The sequence below is a fragment of the Gordonia sp. CPCC 206044 genome (assembly GCF_048537895.1).
Classification (GTDB): domain Bacteria; phylum Actinomycetota; class Actinomycetes; order Mycobacteriales; family Mycobacteriaceae; genus Gordonia.
Window position 1 is genome coordinate 21363 of sequence record NZ_JBCLVL010000001.1, and the last position, 15933, is coordinate 37295.

The 15933-nt window shown below is 66.7% G+C and carries 13 protein-coding genes and 1 pseudogene; 4 read left to right on the forward strand and 10 right to left on the reverse strand.

Annotation, left to right across the window (positions count from 1 at the left end):
* Window positions 1–80: 80 nt before the first annotated feature.
* The gene (locus AAFP35_RS00130; RefSeq protein WP_419219479.1) at window positions 81–1055 is read left to right on the forward strand and encodes an NAD(P)-dependent alcohol dehydrogenase; all 975 of its coding nucleotides are present in this window, start codon (window positions 81–83) and stop codon (window positions 1053–1055) included.
* 3 nt (window positions 1056–1058) lie between these two features.
* On the opposite strand, the gene AAFP35_RS00135 is transcribed toward AAFP35_RS00130, so the two are convergent.
* On the reverse strand, window positions 1059–1478 hold the full coding sequence (locus tag AAFP35_RS00135) for a nitroreductase family deazaflavin-dependent oxidoreductase (protein WP_419219480.1): 420 nt from the start codon (window positions 1476–1478) through the stop codon (window positions 1059–1061).
* Between the two features lie 599 nt (window positions 1479–2077).
* Here AAFP35_RS00135 and AAFP35_RS00140 point away from each other — a divergent pair.
* Window positions 2078–2671: a transglycosylase SLT domain-containing protein gene (locus AAFP35_RS00140; RefSeq protein WP_419219481.1), complete on the forward strand. Its 594-nt coding sequence runs from the start codon at window positions 2078–2080 to the stop codon at window positions 2669–2671.
* On the opposite strand, the gene helR is transcribed toward AAFP35_RS00140, so the two are convergent.
* From helR to AAFP35_RS00155, 3 genes and pseudogenes are all read right to left on the reverse strand, one after another.
* Window positions 2655–4805, reverse strand: coding sequence for an RNA polymerase recycling motor ATPase HelR (helR, locus tag AAFP35_RS00145; protein WP_419219482.1), 2151 nt, complete (start codon window positions 4803–4805; stop codon window positions 2655–2657). The genes AAFP35_RS00140 and helR overlap by 17 nt on opposite strands.
* Before the next feature lie 226 nt (window positions 4806–5031).
* Window positions 5032–6668 (reverse strand): annotated as a pseudogene (locus AAFP35_RS00150) (flavin-containing monooxygenase).
* On the reverse strand, window positions 6661–7635 hold the full coding sequence (locus AAFP35_RS00155; protein ID WP_419219483.1) for an alpha/beta hydrolase: 975 nt from the start codon (window positions 7633–7635) through the stop codon (window positions 6661–6663). Before AAFP35_RS00155 ends, AAFP35_RS00150 begins: the two are co-directional and overlap by 8 nt.
* A gap of 161 nt (window positions 7636–7796) precedes the next feature.
* On the opposite strand from AAFP35_RS00155, the gene AAFP35_RS00160 reads away from it, so the two are divergent.
* The gene (locus AAFP35_RS00160) at window positions 7797–8531 is read left to right on the forward strand and encodes an SAM-dependent methyltransferase (RefSeq protein WP_419219484.1); all 735 of its coding nucleotides are present in this window, start codon (window positions 7797–7799) and stop codon (window positions 8529–8531) included.
* 23 nt (window positions 8532–8554) lie between these two features.
* Here AAFP35_RS00160 and AAFP35_RS00165 read toward each other — a convergent pair whose 3' ends face one another.
* From AAFP35_RS00165 to AAFP35_RS00185, 5 genes are all read right to left on the reverse strand, one after another.
* Entirely contained in the window at window positions 8555–9862 is a 1308-nt protein-coding gene (locus tag AAFP35_RS00165; protein ID WP_419219485.1) for a competence/damage-inducible protein A, read from the reverse strand.
* Window positions 9863–9919: 57 nt separating this feature from the next.
* Complete coding sequence (locus AAFP35_RS00170; RefSeq protein WP_419219486.1) at window positions 9920–10780, reverse strand: LLM class flavin-dependent oxidoreductase; 861 nt, start codon at window positions 10778–10780, stop codon at window positions 9920–9922.
* 146 nt (window positions 10781–10926) lie between these two features.
* On the reverse strand, window positions 10927–12201 hold the full coding sequence (locus AAFP35_RS00175) for an MFS transporter (protein WP_419219487.1): 1275 nt from the start codon (window positions 12199–12201) through the stop codon (window positions 10927–10929).
* Window positions 12198–12839: a GntR family transcriptional regulator gene (locus AAFP35_RS00180; protein ID WP_419219488.1), complete on the reverse strand. Its 642-nt coding sequence runs from the start codon at window positions 12837–12839 to the stop codon at window positions 12198–12200. The genes AAFP35_RS00175 and AAFP35_RS00180 overlap by 4 nt, the downstream gene beginning before the upstream one ends.
* Window positions 12840–12890: 51 nt before the next feature.
* The gene (locus AAFP35_RS00185) at window positions 12891–13466 is read right to left on the reverse strand and encodes a TetR/AcrR family transcriptional regulator (protein WP_419219489.1); all 576 of its coding nucleotides are present in this window, start codon (window positions 13464–13466) and stop codon (window positions 12891–12893) included.
* Between the two features lie 112 nt (window positions 13467–13578).
* Between AAFP35_RS00185 and AAFP35_RS00190 the strand changes: the two genes are divergently transcribed.
* Window positions 13579–14580 carry a hypothetical protein gene (locus tag AAFP35_RS00190; protein ID WP_419219490.1) on the forward strand — a complete coding sequence of 334 codons (1002 nt, stop codon included), beginning with the start codon at window positions 13579–13581 and terminating at the stop codon, window positions 14578–14580.
* Between the two features lie 82 nt (window positions 14581–14662).
* Here AAFP35_RS00190 and AAFP35_RS00195 read toward each other — a convergent pair whose 3' ends face one another.
* Complete coding sequence (locus AAFP35_RS00195; protein ID WP_419219492.1) at window positions 14663–15886, reverse strand: NAD(P)/FAD-dependent oxidoreductase; 1224 nt, start codon at window positions 15884–15886, stop codon at window positions 14663–14665.
* Window positions 15887–15933: the final 47 nt, after the last annotated feature.

Sequence of the window (15933 nt, forward strand, 5' to 3'; positions counted from 1 at the left end):
GTCGTGAGCCGGCGATGGACTGCTTGCCCCGGGCCGGATTCGCTCGCACACTGATCTGACGACGAGGTAGGAGCCCGGCGATGAGAGCATTCGTCAACGATCACTACGGTCCACCCGACGATCTCCGATGCGTCGATCTGCCCGATCCCGCCCCCGGGCCGGGACAGGTTGTCCTTCGCGTGGAGGCGGCCTCGCTCAACCCGGCGGACTGGCACTATCTGCGCGGTGACCCGTGGATCGCGCGGGCCGCGATGGGGTGGCGCCGACCACGTCGCATCATTGCCGGGATCGACGCTGCCGGAACGGTTGTCGCGATCGGATCAGGGGTCGACACGGTGTCGGTGGGGGACCCGGTCGTCGGCTACTGCGACGGCGCGTTCGCCGAGCTCGCCGTCGCCGGAGACGGACACGTCGTACGACGGCCCAAGTCCTTGTCAGCGGTCGATGCGGCGTCCCTGCCCACCGCGGCGACGACTGCGGTGCGTGCCATACGAGACGTGGCCCGGGTCGAGCCCGGCCAGCGCGTCCTCGTCAACGGGGCAGCCGGTGGTGTGGGGTCGATGGCCGTGCAGGTTGCTCGCCACCTCGGTGCGACGGTGACCGGGGTGTGCAGCGCGGCCGGGGCGGATCTGGTCCGGCGGTGCGGAGCGTCGGAGGTCGTCGACCACACCCGATCGCCACTGACGACGTCGACCGATCGATTCGACGTGGCCCTCGACAACGTCTGCAATCATCGGATCGCGTCGATGCGTCGATTGCTCACCGACCGCGGCACGCTCGTGGTCAACGGTGGTGGCTCCCCGGGAAAGGTCTTCGGTGCCGTCGGCACGCTCGCCGCCGCGGGCCTCACCGACAAGATCGTCCGGCAGCGGGTCACCACGGTGCCGTCGCGCATGGATGCCGGTGAACTGCGCGACGTGGTGGCGATGGTCGTTGCAGGAGATCTCGCGCCCACGGTGTCCGAGGAGATCGGCCCAGACCAACTCATCGACGGCCTGCGTCGGGTGGAGGACGGCCACACCCACGGCAAGATCGTGATGTGTCCGTCTCGGTGAACCTCAGGCCCGTTCGAGCACGACGACCGGGATGACCCGGGACGTCTTGGTCTGATAGTCGTCGTAGTCGGGCCACACCTCGGTCATCCGGGCCCACATGGCCGACTTCTCGTCGTCGGACGCCACGCGGGCGCGCACGGGGAACCGCTCTCCCTTCACCTGGATCTCGGCCTCGGGATTCGCCTGGAGGTTGACGTACCACGCCGGTGGTGCGTCGGTCCCACCCTTCGACGCGACCACCAGGTAGGCGTTCTCGCCCCAGGTGCGGAAGATCAGCGCGTGACGACGCTGCTCGCCGGACTTCCGTCCGATGGTGAACAGGATGAGGATCTGAGTGCCGTTCCATTCGTAACCCTCGTCGCCGTTCGTCTCGAGGTAGCGATCGACGTGCGGATTGCCGTGAAGATCATCGACTGAAGCCATGGACTCCACGATGCCAGTACTCGTCGGTTGATGCGATCATCGTCGAATTCGGTAACAGAACGGCTGCGGAGGCGTTACGCGGAGAACAATCTGTGTGATACCAGTCACGGTGGCAAATGGTCCAAAGTCCCTGGTCAAGTCCCATTGCTTGCGATTGCAAATACGCGATCCGGACGCCCTCTCAGGATTTACTCAGGATTGACAGGGGTTTCTCTCAGGTAGGTATATCAATCTGTGACCTGTCACGAAGCAGACCACGTTCTGCAGCAGCACGAGAAAGTCGAGTATAGCTATGCGGATTCATCCCGCATGGGCAACCCGCGGTCTCGCTGCGGTCGTAGAGGCCATCGCCGCCACAGCGGCCGCCTGAGCGGTTACCGCCCCGGACTCTGACATCGGTTGGGGATCCATTGCGCCATGCGTCGGGGAGGGCGCTGTCCCTTTCGTCAACAAGTCCATGTCAGCCACAACGCATTCACCCGAGTGTGTGCCCACACGTCGGGCGTTGTGTGCTGCCGGCCGCGCCGTTCGGCCGAACAATCAGGAAAAGCAGTCTCATGTTTGCAGTTTCGAAATCGTTCCGGCATGCCCGGACCCGCATGTCCCGTACTCGCACCGCATACGCGGTCGGCGCATCGTCGGTCGCACTGGCCGGCGTGATCGCGGCTGGCGCGATCAGTGTCGCCGAGCCCGCACAGGCCGAGAATCCCACCCCGGCCGCGATGCACAAGGCCGACGACGCGAAGCAGGACACCAAGAAAGACGTGACCATCGCGCCGGCCGACAAGCCCGCCGAGAAGCCTGCGGTCGAACCGGTTGCCGAGGCGCCCAAGCCCATCGCGACGCCCGCGCCCGCACCGCGGCCGGTGTACCCGGACAACCTCGACGGTTGGATCCGGCAGTCGCTGGACATCCTGAAGGCCAACCACATCCCGGCCAGCTACGAGGGCATCCACCGCAACATCATGCGCGAGTCGACCGGCAACCCGCAGGCCATCAACCTCTACGATTCGAACGCCGCAGCCGGAATCCCGTCCAAGGGTCTGCTGCAGGTGATCGACCCGACCTTCGCCGCCTACCACGTTGAAGGCACGAAGTTCGACGTGTGGGACCCGGTCTCCAACATCGTCGCCGCCTGCAACTACGCGGCACACCGCTACGGCTCGATGGACAACGTCAACTCGGCGTACTGAGTATCACCAACTCCTGGGTAGCGCGAGTCATCGCGACGTAACGATCGACAGCGCCCTCGATCCCGGACCCGAAGGCCTCGGGGTCGACGAGCACCACGAGATCGAACTCGAGGCCTTTGGCATCCGACGGAGACAGTGACCGTACGCGGTAACGCTCCTCGAAGTCGGGATCGCCTATGACACAGGCGATCCCCTCGTGGTGATCATCCGACCAGGAATCGAGAACCGAATCACGCGCAGCGGCATCTCCGTACACGACGGGGATGCCGCTGCTGCGTATCGAGGTGGGTACGTTCGCATCGGCGATCGCGGATCGGATCACCGGCTCCGCCACGGCCATGATCTCTTCGGGCGTACGGTAATTGATCGTCAGCGAGGCGGTGCGCACCTGCCGGTGGCCCACCCGCTCGAGCCGCTCCTGCCAGGTCTCGGTGAAACCGTGGCGGGCCTGCGCGCGGTCGCCGACCACGGTGAAGCTGCGAGACGGGCAGCGGCTCAACACCATCTGCCATTGCGCATCGGTGAGTTCCTGCGCCTCGTCGACGATGATGTGCGCGAACGGACCTGCCAGCGCATCCGGCGCAGCCGCCGGCGCGACTGTCTCGTCGACCAGGCTGTTGCGCAGGTCCTCTCCGCGCAACATCGTCATCACACCTTCTCCGTCGTCGTATGCATTGGAGTCCAGGAGGTCGTCGACGACACGATCCATGCGTTCGCGGTCCGCTGCCAGTGCTGCCGATCGCCGGCGTCGGCGGCCCGACTCCGCGGGGTCGCCGAACCGTCTGTATGCCGCATCCAGCAGCGGTAGGTCCGCGGTCGTCCAGGTGTAGGGGTTGTCCCGGTGGAGCTTTCGCAGGTCGTCTGCAGACAGCCACGGCGCGCACATGCGGAGGAACGCGGGCACCGCCCAGAGGTCTGCGACGATGTCGGCGGCCCGCAACAGGGGCCACGCGCGGTTGACGACCTTGGTCAGTTCGACGTTCTCCGCAAGGGATCTGCGCAGCGCCGCCGACGACACCTCCGAGCCGTGACGGCTCCCCACGAGGGCCACCAACTCCTCCCAGACGAGATCGCGCGCCTCGTTGTGCGGGGTTCCCGGCTCGACGACGTCGAACACCGACCGCCAGTCGTAGGAGGTGAGTTCTATTTCGTCCCAAGCGGTCTCGACGACGAAGCGCTCGGTCGGCGGCTCCTCGTACCATCGTGCGGCGGCCTCGATGGCCTCGATCCACCGGCGCGACGCCTTGAGACGTGCGACCTCGTCGTCGGTCTCGTCCACGGCGTCGGCGCCTTCGTCGACGAGATCGCGCACTGTACAGGTCTGCACACCCTGTTCGCCGAGGCTGGGCAAGACGTCGGCCACGTACGCCAGATACGGTTCGTGCGGGCCGACGACGAGAATCCCGCCGCGATTGCCGGAGAGTCGGGGATCGGCATACAGCAGATAGGCGGCCCGATGCAACGCCACCACCGTCTTTCCCGTGCCCGGACCGCCGTCGACGACCAGCGTGCCGCCCGAGTCGGAGCGGATGATGGCGTCCTGATCGGCCTGGATGGTGCCCAGTACATCGCGCATCTGCGTGGATCGCCCGGCGCTCAGGCCGGCGATGAGGGCCGAGTCGTCGTCGAGTGTGACGTCCCCTGCAGCGGCCTCGGCGGTGAATGCCTCATCCCAATAGTCGACGACGCGTCCCTGCGCCCAGCGATACCGACGGCGACTGACCACGCCCATTGGATTCGCGTAGGTGGCCGCAAAGAACGGTTCGGCGGCCGGCGATCGCCAGTCGACCAGGTGTTGTCGGCCGTCGCGGTCGGTGAGACCGACCCGGCCGACGTAGACGACCTCACCAGTACGGGTGACGAATCGGCCGAGGCAGAGATCGAGACGATAGCGGCGCAACGTCTGCAGCCGTGCGGTGGCCTGATGGATCTCCAGATCGCGTTCGACGGCCTGCTTGCCCTTGCCTCCGGGAGACCGGCGTAGGTCGTCGAGGCGTTCGGACAGCGTGGTGATCGACTGGCGGAGGCTTTCCTCGATGACCGCGAAATGGTCCTCGTCGCTCGCGATCAGCCGAGGCTCGGCCTTGTGGGCGGCCCGGCCGGTGAGTGCGAATGAGCTGGTGGTGCTGGGCATGAAAGGCAATGGCTCCGATACATGTCTGTGCGGTGGGCGGGTGGTGTGCGATTCAGGTCAGCCATTGTGCGCCCGCCCCGGGGCCTTGCCGCAAGCCCTGGTCTGCGCTATATCTTGAAAGTGGCGGAGAGTTGTCCTCCGCCCAGTCACCCCCAACCGCTCGCAGGGTCCGCCCTCGCGTGGTCCATCGCCTCACACCCTCGCAGCCGGTGCCGAGAATCCTTCGTCAGGAAGCGGCGCCGAGTGCTGCGTCCGCGGATTGCGATGCGACGTTGTCGTGTCGGGACAGCACGAATCCGTGGTAGCCGCAGATCGCCACTCCGTCGCCGATCTGTTTGTACATCCCGACCCCACCGACGAACGGCAGGACGACGCGGCGCTTTCCGGGGACATTCGCGCCCATGTACCAGGAGGCCGCCTCACCGAGCAGGGTGAGGTCCGCCAGATCGTTGGTCGCGTTCACCCAGTTCTCCTCGGCTTCCTCGGCGGCCTCCATCCGGGTCAGCTCGTGGTCGCGCATGTGTTGCAGCGCTTGCGTAATCCACTCCACGTGATACTCGATGGAGGTGACCATGTTGGACAGCACCGAGGGACTCTGGGGCCCGGTGACCGTGAACAGGTTGGGGAATCCGGCCGACATCAATCCGAGATAGGTCCGTGGACCGTCGACCCACTTGTCGCGCAGCGACTGCTTGCCGTTGCGGATGTCGATCGCGCCGAGCGCCCCGGTCATGGCGTCGAAACCGGTGGCCATGATGATCGCGTCGAACTCGTATTCGGTGTCCCCGGCGACGATTCCACGCTCGGTGAAGCGTCGGATCGGGTGCTCGCGCAGGTCGACCAGCGAGACGTTGGGTCGGTTGTAGACCTCGAAATAGCCTGTGTCGACGCACATTCTCTTGGTCGCTATGGGATACGACGTCGGAATCAGTGCCTGGGCGACTGCGGGATCGTCGACCTTCATGCGAATGCGGTTGCGTACGTATTCGGCGGCCCGCGCGTTGGCCTCGGGGCTCTGCAGCAGATCTCGGAACGTCTGTTGAAAGCACAATCCGCCGTCGTCCCAATGCTGTTCGAGTTCTGCGCCGATGCGCTTGTCGTCGAGGTCGTCGAAGAACGGTGGCAGTTCCACGCTGCACGGCCATCCGCCGACCGACAACCGGCTCTCCTCACGGAACTCGTCGTAGTGGGTGCGCATCTTGTGCCAGTTCGTCGGCAATGGGCCGGTTCTGGGCGGGTACGGCATACGCCGGTGTCCGCTGGAACACGGTGAGTGTGCCCACGTCGGGAGCGATCGCGGTGATGGTCTGGACGCCGGAGGATCCGGTGCCGACGACACCGACGCGTTGTCCGGAGAAGTCGACGCCTGCTTCGGGCCAGTCCCAAGTCCAGTAGACCTCGCCGGCGAAGTCGTCCATGCCGTCGAACGTCGGCACGAGTGGCTTCGACAGGCACCCTGTCGCGGCGATCACGAATCGCGCGGTCGTGTGCCCGTCGTCGTCGGTGGTCACGGTCCAGGTGTCGGTGTCCGGGTCGAAGTCGAGGGACTCGACCCGGGTGTCGAAGGAGATGTCCCTGCGTAGGTCGTGTCGGTCGGCAACGTGGCGCAGATAGGCGAGTATCTCCGGTTGGGCCGCATAACGTTCGGTCCAGTCCCAGGTCTGTTGGAGTTCGGGATCCCACGAGTAGGAATAGCCGATCGATTCGATGTCGCACCGGGCGCCCGGATATCGATTCCAGTACCAGGTGCCGCCGACCTCGGGCCCCGCCTCGATGACGTGCACGTCGAAGCCGAGGCCACGCAGCAGGTGGAGAGAGCCCGGAGAAGCCGGCCCCGATGATGAGCGCGTCATGGTCAGGCATGATCGTCCACCTCCGCGGGGACGGTGTGCGCGTGGTCGGCGACGACGGCGGTGATGTGCTCGGCGACGAGCTGCATACCGGTCTCGTATCCCGGCAGGATGTTCACCATCTGGAAGTAGATGTGCATCTGGCCTTCCGCCTCGGCCAAGGTGACCGGGACACCTGCTTCCTCGAGGGCCCGCGCGTAGGCGACGCCCTCGTCGTGCAACGGGTCGAACTCGCACACGTACACCAGGGCCGGCGGCAGATCGGTGAGAGACTCGGCACGCAGCGGCGAGGCGTCCGGATCTGTGCGGGCATCACGGTCGGGCAGGTAGTGGTCCCAGAACCAGATCATGGTGTCGCGGTTGAGCATCAGCTGGTTCTCCGGTGCCAGGTACGAAGGGGTGTTCACATCGCAGTCGGTGACCGGATAGATCAGCACCTGGGCATCGATGTGCGGGCCGCCCCGATCCCGTGCCCACCGGCACATGACGGCCGCGATGTTGCCACCGGCGCTGTCGCCCGCGACGACGAGCGAGGCACCGGGTCTCGCGAACTGCAGGGCGTGGTCGGCGGCCCAGCACAGTCCGATGAAGCTGTCGTCGACTGCGGTGGGAAATCGATGCTCGGGCGCCTTGCGGTAATTGACCAGGACCACGGTCGAATGCGTGCGGTTCGCGAGATCCCTTCCCACATGGTCGTATTGGAGGTCGATGTCGCCGAGCACCCAACCGCCGCCATGGAAGTAGACGATCACCGCCTCCGGCTCCCCGTCGGGGACCAGGACCCGGACCCGGAACGGTCCGCCGTCGGTGCCCGCGAGTTCGAGGTCGTCCACGCGGGCCACGTCGGGGCCGCGACCGCTCATGCCGGCGAAGATGGGGCCCGACATCCGCGCGACAGCAGGGGTCTGCTCGCTGATCGGCGGTTGTCGTTGCTCGGCGAGTTCGGCGATGAAGGCCTGCGATACGGGCTCGAGTGGCATCTGGTTCTCCCCTGAACTGAGATGTGATCGTGGTCACTTCACCGTAGGCCGATCAGGGTCTCGGAGAGGACGAATTCGTAGCGACCGACGGTGCCGAACCCGGCGTCGAGCGTGACGGAAAATGCGTGGCCGGGACGGGGATGCTGTGACAGCATCGGGCCATGGCTGACCCGAACGAGATCCTGTGGAAGGTGCACGACGGATTGCCGCGCGAGGCTCCCGGCTCGGCGGCGACGACCGAACTGCTCCTGAGACTCGCGGGACCGTTGCCGACGCAGCCCCGGATCGTCGACATCGGGTGTGGAACCGGTCCGGCCGCAATCGTTCTGGCCCAGCAGACCGATGGTCGGGTGACGGCGGTCGACGTACATGAGCCGTTCCTGTCCGCGGTCGGCGACCGGGCGCGCGCGGCCGGGGTGGCCGACCGCATCGACGTTCTCGACGCGTCCATGGACGACCTGCCGGTCGCCGAACGATCGGTCGACCTGATCTGGGCGGAGGGGTCGGCCTACATCATGGGTTTCGATGCGGCGTTGTCGACATGGCGGTCGTTGTTGTCCGCATCCGGCGTCATGGTGCTCACCGAACTCGAGTGGACGACGCCCACGCCGTCGGATGGTGCACGCGCGTTCTGGCGTACCGGTTATCCGGCGATCCGCACCACCGCCGAGAACGTCGCGGCGGTCCAGCGGGCCGGGTGGGACGTGTTGGCCACCTACCTCCTGCCGGACTCGGACTGGGACAACTACTACGAGCCGCTCACTCGCCGAGTCGCCGAGTTGCGTCGACTGGGAGTGTCCGACGACGAACTGGCCCCGGCGACCGAGGAGGTCGACGTCCGGGCCGCTTTCGGGGCCGATTACGGCTACACCGGATACGTGTTGCGTCCGCGATGATCTGGCTCGCGCATCGTGATGTCCTAACGGACGACTGCGGTATCACGGAGCGCGTCGGTGAGGATGTGCATCGACGCCGTGGTCGCCAAGCTGCGCACCGTCGAGCGGTCTCCGGGGAAGCGCAGGGTCCGCGTCGTCGTCGGCCTGCCCGCGATGGCCAGCCCGAAACAGACCGTGCCCACCGGTTTGAGTTCGGTGCCGCCGCCCGGCCCGGCGATCCCGCTGGTGGAGATCGCCACGTCGGCGTCGAGGCGCCGTAGCGCTCCTTCGGCCATGGCTGCGGCCACCGGCTCGCTGACCGCCCCGTATTCGGCGATCATGGTGGCGGGGACGTCGAGGACCCCGGTCTTGGCGTCGTTCGCATAGGAGACGACTCCACCCACCACGTAGGCCGACGACCCGGCCCGATCGGTGAGTCGCGCGGCGATCATGCCACCTGTGCATGATTCGGCGGTGACCACCCGGTGCCCGGCGAGCAGCTGTGCAGCCTGGTCGTCGATCGTGTCGCCGTTCGTCGAAAAGATCTGCCGGGCATGGTGTTCGGCCAGGACCGCTGCCAGTGCCCGGTAGATGGGCAGCGCGGACTCGGGGAAGCGGGTCACGATCTCGACCTCGCCGTTGCGCAGGCACGTGGTGATCTCCAGATCCGCGAATCCGGAGACGTCGGTCTCTGCGGCGCGCAGAGTGTCTGCGAGGTCTGCCTCCGACAGTCCGTACGCGCGGACGATCTCCTGTCGGTGTTCCGTGCGTCCCGCGAGCGCTTCGACGACGGGCCCGGTGTCGAGGGCGGTTGCCCACATGGCCTGTAACTCCCGAGGCGGACCGGGCAGCACGAGGATCGGCGGCACCACGGATCCGTCGGCGACCCGGGATGCGGGAACAGCGACGCCGGGAGCTGTTCCCGTCGGTGGAATGGCTTGTGCCCCCGTCGGTATCGTTGCCTGCTTGCGGGTGCCGGCCCGTGATGCCTCGTTTTCCGGGTCGGTGATCCCGCGTAATTGTCGCCACCGTCGGATGATCTGCGCGACATGGGCTTGGAGTTCGGTGTCGAGATATACACCGCGTTCGGTGAACGCGGCCACGGTGTCGACGGTCAGGTCGTCTGCGGTGGGACCGAGGCCACCGGTGGTGACGATCAGGTCCATGCCCTGGTCGGCGAGAAAGGACAGCTGCGCTGTCAGATCGGCGGGGCGATCTCCGCAGATGGTGATGTGGGCGACCTGCGCGCCCATCGCCAGCAGTTGCTCCGAGACCCACGGACCGTTGCGGTCGGTCACCCGGCCGGTCAGCACCTCGGTCCCGGTGACGACGATTCCCACGCGTGCACTCACGGCATCGAGCCTAGCCGCCCTACCGCGGGTGGGCGCGGATGTCCGGTGGCGGTGAGCTCACCGCGGCAGACCGCGCGCTGCGATCGCTTCGAGGACCCCGATCGTTGCACGGTAGGGCTCGGTCTCCCGCGGCCAGTGCACGACCACATCGGTGAATCCGAGTTCTTCTGCACGACCGACCATCTCGTCGAAAAGATCGATGCTCTCCAACGAGTTCCGCGGTGAGGCGTCGAGACTCAGGTACGTGGGGAACTCGGCGACGTCGGTGCGTTCGGCGAGGATGGCGCGCACCATCTCATGGCTGCGGGCCACACCGGCGAACCAATCGTCGAGCGAATCGGTTGCAGTCCCCGTGGTGATCCAGCCGTCGCCGTTGTGTGCTGCGAACCGAACCGAGCGGGGCCCGTTTCCGGCCAGGAGCAGAGGGATCCGGTCGCGTACCGGTCCGCCGACCAAACGCATGTCCACCGTCGCGTAATGGTCTCCGGAGAACGTCACGTGATCGTCGGTCAGCGTGCGGTCGAGGAGCGTGGTGAACTCCTGTAGGCGGTCGACGCGCCGGGGCGCGGTGAGCTCGGGTTGCCCGAGGATCGTGTCGTCGGGGCTCCCGCCGGCGCCCAGACCCACCAGCAGCCTCCCGTCGGCGATGTCGCTGACCGTCTGCAACTCGCGTGCCAGAGCGGCCGGGTGGCGGAAGTTGGGCGAGAAGACAAAGGCGCCGAGCTTGATCCGTGACGTCACCGCGGCCGCGGCGGTGAGCGTGGGGACACACGAGAACCAGCGGGAGTCCGGCAGACCACCCCACACGAGATGGTCGTATGTCCAGGCGTGATCGAATCCCATCGACTCCGCCCGTTCCCAGCGGGGGCGGGATTCTCGCCAGGTCGACTCGGGCAGGATGCAGATGCCGTAGCGCACGACTCGACTCTATGTCGGATGGTGCCCTTGGCGGGGAACCCGGTTGCCCTCGAGGCAAGACCGGTTGCTGTCGGCGGGTAAGTGGTTGCTGTCGGCGCAGATCCGGTTGCTGTCGGCGAGTGTCGAGCCGCTCGCCCCGCTGCGGGTCAGAGGTCTCGGACCGCGCTGGTCAGGTGGCTGCCGGGGAGGTGCTTGCGGTACCCGCGGATCACGAAAAGGGTGGAGGCCACGAGCACGACGAGCAGTGCACCGAGCAGCGGGAGGGTGCCGAACGGCAGGGCCGCGAGGATCGTCGGTACCACGAATCCGAGGTAGGCGACCGCGTAGAACACCCCGGTCAGTTTCGCGAGATCCTCGGGGGGCGCGATGCGTTGCACCTCGAGGAGACCCGAGACGAGACCGATGCCGAACCCGGCACCGAACACCACGCCCGCGACGATGCCGATGATCCAGCTGTCGGTGGCCACCGCGGCAATCATCACCAGGAGGCCGGCACCCAGCGTCACCAACGCGACGACGATGCCACGGGCACTCGAGGTCGAGTCGATACGTTTGGCAACCGGCTGGATGAGCGCACCGGCGACGAGCGCGATGACGCTGAGCGCGGTGGCGTAGGCGAGGCCGAGGCCGCCCGTCGAGTCGGCCAGCAACACCGGCTGGTACCCGTAGGACAGGGCGCATGCCGCGAAAAGCCAAGGGCCGCAGACAGCGACGACGCGCACGAATCGTTTGTGCCTTGCCGAGGGCACGGCGAGACGCGTTCGGAGGTCGGACGCGTGCGTATGCGCTACCACGGTTTCCGGAGGTCGGCGGACGAACCACAGAAAGGGAACCGTGGCGACGACATGGATGAGGTAGGGCAACACCTCGGGCCATGGGCCCCACTGCGCGATGCTGCCCGCCGTCAACGCACCGAGCGCCGAACCCAGCGTGAAGGCCAGCGATGCGCGTCGAGCCCCGGCCCCGGCGTCGGCCGAGGGGTCGAAGGAACCCTGCGACAACTCCTTGAGCCAGGTCGTGCCCACCGCCATCGCGGTGCCCACCGCCATGCCGGCGAACAGGCGGCCGAGATAGATGGGGACCGACGACAATTCGCCGAGTGCGAGCAGGGTGCTCGCGATGATCCCGAACCACACCGCGCAGGTCATGGGAATCCGGCGTCCCACATGGTCGGAGACCGCGCCGGCGATCACCAGCGCGGGGGCAAGGCCGGCCACGTAGATCCCGAGGAACAGTGTGACCGTGCCCGCGGAGTAGTGATCGACGTTCTGGTACAGCAGCAGCATCGGACTGAACTGATTGCCCGACCAGGCGCACATGAACAAGGTGCCGAACACCATCGGCCATGGGCGGCCCGTCCCGTCCGTCGGTCCCGGGCGGGCCGATCGTCGTGTGGCGAATGCGGTGTCGCTCGTGGTCATATCGCTCCCTGGTACCGGTCGAAATGCTCCACGAGCGCCGCGTCGAAACCGGGACGGTCGCCCGCGATGAGGCGGCCCGCGAGTCGGTGGTGGTCGCTGTGCGCAGACGCCAGGTTCGCCGGGTCGATGCGTAACAACAGGTTTCGCAGGCGTTGCTGACGGCCACGCAGCTGCTCGTAGAAGTTCTGTGCGATCGGGTTGCCGGAGGCCTCGACGATCAGCGCGTGGAAATCGTCGTCGGCGGCGACGAAGCCGTCCACGTCACTCCCGGCAACGAAGGTCGCCTGACGCTCGAGGTTCTCCCGCAGCAGCGCGGTGGTCCGTTCACTCGGTCCGCCGGCAGCGCACACCTGCCCGGCCGCCGAGGTCTCGATCCCGCGCCGCATGGCCAGGACGTCGGCCGCCTCGGTCGGTGTCATCGGCCGGACGATGGCGCCCTTGCGGGAGACCAGTTGGAGGAGTTGTTCGGCCCCCAGGCGCAGGAACGCCTCGTGCACCGGTGTGCGACTGATACCCAGTTGCGCGCCGATCGCTCCCTCGCTCACCAACTGGCCGCCGGAAAGCTCGCCGCTGAGGATTCGCGCTTTGGTGAACGCGTAGGCCTGCTCGGCGGCGACCGGACCGGTGGGCGATGTCATGCGGGGCACCCTACCTCTTGTATACAAGCTTGTATGCAAGGGGTGGGCAGCTTAGGCGCGGCTGGCGTTGATGAACGACGGGAGGATGCAGGTCTCGATCATGTCGTCGATGGCGGCATCGGTGACGTGGCCGAACACGAGTACGTCATGGCGGAGCAATGTCAGAGGTAGGGCGAGGACGCGGGGTGGCAACGGCGAATCGCCGAGTTCTCCACGGGCTCTGGCCTGGGCGAGGATGGCATCGAGGACGCCGTGAATCCGTGCGGTGAACAGGGTCCGAGTCCAGTCGGTACCGCGCGGGTCGATGTCGGCGAGAACGCCGAGTACCACGCCACGCCGCTCTTCGATGAGGTCACGCCCGCGCCTCAGGGTGACCTGCAGGTCGCCGGCGAGTGATCCCGTGTCGGCGGTGAACAGGTCTTCGATCTGCTGGTGTGCGGTGAAGGCTGCGAAGATCATCTCGGCCTTGGTGGGCCAACGCCGATAGAGCACGGCCTTCCCGGTCCCGGCTGCGGCGGCGACGCCCTCGTAGGTCGTGTTCGCGTATCCGTGTCGGGTCACCTGTTCGAGCACCGCGGACAGGATCGCCTGTTCTAGTTCCGCGCCCCGCCGTCGCTGGGTCGTCATCTGTTGCCTCGCTCCGGTAGTCAAAGAAGAGACGTTGCGTTTCTTACGCTCGGAGCTTACACTCGCCACATCAGGAAACGAACCGTTTCTTATTTCTGCCTGGAGGTGGGTCATGGCCTTTCCCGCACCTGACCGTTCAGCACCGACGTCACCGTGGAAGATCGTCGGCCTCGTCGTGGGTGTCGCGATTCTGCTGTGTTTGATGGTGATCGCGTTTGCGCTGCCGGCGGCCCGGTCGGCGCCGAACGACGTCCCCGTCGGAGTGGTGGGGACGCCCGCCCAGGTTGCCCAGGTGGAACAACGCGCGAGCGGTTTCGAACTGACCCGCTATTCCGACCCCGACGATGCTCGTTCGGCGATCCTGAATCGAGATGTATACGGCGCCATCGTTTTCGGCCCGCAAGGGCCGCAGGGTGTTCTGGTGTCGAGCGCCGCGAGTCCGACCGTGGCCACACTGCTCACCGCTGCGGGACAGCGCATGGGCGTGACCGAGCCCACCATCGACGTGCGCGCTTTTCCTGCCGACGACCCGAAGGGGGCCGGGCTGGCGGCCGGCGCATTGCCGTTGGCGCTCGGTGGCTGGATCGCCGCGATGGTGATCATGCTGCTCATCCCGTCCAACGTCGGACGGCTGGTGGCGGCGGCCTGCGTCTCTGTGGTCGGTGGGCTGGCACTGGTGGCAACGCTTCAGTTCCTGATCGGCACCTTCGATGGCAACTATTGGCTGACCGCGCTGGCCGGGATGCTCGGCATCGCCGCGACCTGCTTCATGGTCCTGGGATTCCGTGAACTGCTCGGCGGCATCGGACTGGTGATCGCGGCCATCCTGCTGATCTTCCTCGGGAACCCGTTGTCGGGGCTGGCGAGTGCACCCGAACTGTTGCCCTCGCCGTGGGGTGCGCTCGGGCAGCTGCTGCCGCCGGGCGCGACCGGCACGTTGCTGCGTGACGTCGTCTTCTTCGAGGGCAACGGGATGGCCCACGCTCTGGTGGTCCTGTTGGGCTGGTTGGCCGTCGGCCTCCTGCTCTACGGGGCCGGGATGATCAAAGCCCGTCGCAAGGCGTCGGCCGCGGACACGGCGTCCGAACCGAACTCCGCCGTGCCGGTCGGCTGACCGGCAAGCGACGACGCCTGTTCGCTTCTCCAGGGCAGACTATCCTCGCGGATGGCGAACACCGTCGTCCGTGAGGGGATCCTCAGGAAACAGTCTGTGGCAGAGGGATATTCGGATCGGCGAGCCTGTCGACGTCGACGGGTGAGCCGGACGTGATCAGTGCCTTGATGTCGTCGAGCTGGTCCCAGATGTTCACCTGCATGCCGGCGAGTATGCGGTCGTCGTCGCCGAGCCAGAACACGACGAAGGTGCGTCCCGGCACATCGCCTCGGAAGACCACGCGGGCGTAACCCGTCGACAAGCCCGTGTACTCCATACCGAGGTCGTACTGATCGGTGAAGAAGTAGGGCAGGTTGGTGTACTCGGCGTCGCCGCCGAGCATGTTGGTGACGGCCACAGTCGGCTGGTTGAGGGCATTCGCCCAGTGTTCGGTGCGCACGCGCTGCTGCAGGATCGGGTGGTCGGCGTTGGCGATGTCGCCCACCACGTAGATGTCGGCGTTGCTGCTCTGGAGTCCGGCGGTCACCAGCACCCCGCCACCTTCGGTGGCCAGGCCCGCCGAATCGGCCAGGTCCAGTTCGGGCACAGCGCCCGCGGCAACCAGGACCTGGTCGGCATCGATCGAGTCGCCGTCGGTGAGTCGGATGCCCGTCGCTGCCCCGTCCACGGTGGTGATCTCGGCCACCTCGACCCCGGTCCGCAGGTCCACTCCGTGTGCTCGGTGCAGCTCTGCGAACACCTCGGCGACCTCCGGGCCGAGTGCTCCGATCAGCGGTTGCGGTGCGGCTTCGGCGACGCTGACCTGCGCGCCGCGGCCTCGGGCACCCGCGGCGACCTCCAAACCGATCCAGCCGCCCCCGACTACCGCGAGGCGGGTGCCCTCGCCGATGGCGTCACGCAGGCGCCGGGCGTCGTCGATGGTGCGCAGGTAGTGCACTCCGGAGGCATCGGACCCCGGGATGGGGAGGTGGCGCGACCGCGAACCTGTTGCCAGCAGCAGCTTGTCGTAGGTCTCGGTGCTGCCGTCGGGGAGCTCCACGGTCTTTGCCGCGGCGTCGATCTTGGTGATGGAGGTACCCGGACGCAGATCGATATTGTTGTCGCGGTACCAGTTTCCGTCGAAGACGGTGAAGTCCTCGAGTTGTTTGTCGCCGGCCAGGAACTCCTTGGACAGCGGCGGCCGTTCGTAGGGGAGATGTTCCTCGGCGCCGAAGACGATGACGTGCCCGGCGAAATCCTGTTGGCGCAGGGCCTCGGCCGCTTTCGCGCCGGCGAGGCCTCCGCCGATGATCACGATGGTTGGCATGGGTGTTGCCTCCCTGTGCTTGTCGCTCGTGTGCTTGCGCGTGGGAT

Coding starts and splice junctions, on each gene's coding strand:
- AAFP35_RS00175 (WP_419219487.1), bottom strand. CDS start 12,201: ATGACCACGAGCGACACCGCATTCGCCACACGACGATCGGCCCGCCCG.
- AAFP35_RS00190 (WP_419219490.1), top strand. CDS start 13,579: ATGGCCTTTCCCGCACCTGACCGTTCAGCACCGACGTCACCGTGGAAG.
- AAFP35_RS00135 (WP_419219480.1), bottom strand. CDS start 1,478: ATGGCTTCAGTCGATGATCTTCACGGCAATCCGCACGTCGATCGCTAC.
- helR (WP_419219482.1), bottom strand. CDS start 4,805: ATGCCCAGCACCACCAGCTCATTCGCACTCACCGGCCGGGCCGCCCAC.
- AAFP35_RS00140 (WP_419219481.1), top strand. CDS start 2,078: ATGTCCCGTACTCGCACCGCATACGCGGTCGGCGCATCGTCGGTCGCA.
- AAFP35_RS00130 (WP_419219479.1), top strand. CDS start 81: ATGAGAGCATTCGTCAACGATCACTACGGTCCACCCGACGATCTCCGA.
- AAFP35_RS00155 (WP_419219483.1), bottom strand. CDS start 7,635: ATGCCACTCGAGCCCGTATCGCAGGCCTTCATCGCCGAACTCGCCGAG.
- AAFP35_RS00185 (WP_419219489.1), bottom strand. CDS start 13,466: ATGACGACCCAGCGACGGCGGGGCGCGGAACTAGAACAGGCGATCCTG.
- AAFP35_RS00160 (WP_419219484.1), top strand. CDS start 7,797: ATGGCTGACCCGAACGAGATCCTGTGGAAGGTGCACGACGGATTGCCG.
- AAFP35_RS00180 (WP_419219488.1), bottom strand. CDS start 12,839: ATGACATCGCCCACCGGTCCGGTCGCCGCCGAGCAGGCCTACGCGTTC.
- AAFP35_RS00195 (WP_419219492.1), bottom strand. CDS start 15,886: ATGCCAACCATCGTGATCATCGGCGGAGGCCTCGCCGGCGCGAAAGCG.